Below are 1,015 nucleotides of genomic sequence, written 5' to 3' on the forward strand. Positions count from 1 at the left end.
CGCGGTGACCGCACGCTGTCCGCTCGTCAGCGTGTCGCGGCCATGCCCTGCTCGTCGGGGCGTCCGAGACAGGATTGGGGGTGAGCACGTTGGCCGGAACCTTTCGCAGCGGTGCGGTTCGCCGCTCCGAGGCGGGGGCGGAGGCGGGGCGCGTCCCCGTTGTCCGGAAACCGGATTCGGCGACGCCGCCCCCGTCTGGCGTCGGGTCACCGCCCTCGCCACGCTGTCCACGATGGACACGGAATCGGTTCCGACGGTGGGGGGCCGGGCAGGTCCGTTCCGTCGGCTCCACCAAAGGATCTTGGTGCGACGAGGGGAACGCACCCCGGCCGCCGGCCTCGCTCCCACGAATGTCCACAGTGGACCGGCGAGGGCGTTCGGTCGCCGATGGGGTGTTCACACTCCCGTTCACGCTCGGCCACCTGGCGGAAGTGCGAGTGGCAGCCGAGAGGTTCCGCCCGGACCTGGCGCGAACGGGAACGCGATGTCAGCCCGGACCGCGGTGCAGATCCCTTACGTCGCAAGGCACTCCTGACCTCGCCGGACGCGTGACCCGCGATGGCCGCCTCCCCGACCCGACGCCGGTCGGGGAGACGCCGGCCCCTCGTCCCGCCGGCTCCTCCCGGTTCTGGCCCCTCCTCCTCGGCACGACCGCACCCGGCGCCCGGCCTGTTGGAACCCGTTTCCGCGCCGCGTCGGGATCGCCCGAACCGGCCGAGTCAACCGACCGTTTCGCCCATAGACCGTCCCGGAGTTCCGCTGATAACGTCGAGCGCGCGACCGCGCGTTTCCCCGTGTCAGCGCCGGAACCTGTCGCGGGACTGACAGTTCTCCGCCGTGGGGAGCCGATTCTTTCGGCCCCGTCCGGTCGCCCGAGTTGTGGGCAAAGCCGCCCGGCAACTGTTCTGTCAACAGCTCCGCCAACAGATCCGTCCCGCACCGACCGACACCGTTGGACCGACAATTTCGCAGGCGTGAGGGCCTTTAGTGGGCCTCTGTGCTGGGGAGGCAGATA

The sequence above is a fragment of the Streptoalloteichus hindustanus genome, from assembly GCF_900129375.1.
GTDB classification, from domain to species: Bacteria; Actinomycetota; Actinomycetes; order Mycobacteriales; family Pseudonocardiaceae; genus Streptoalloteichus; species Streptoalloteichus hindustanus.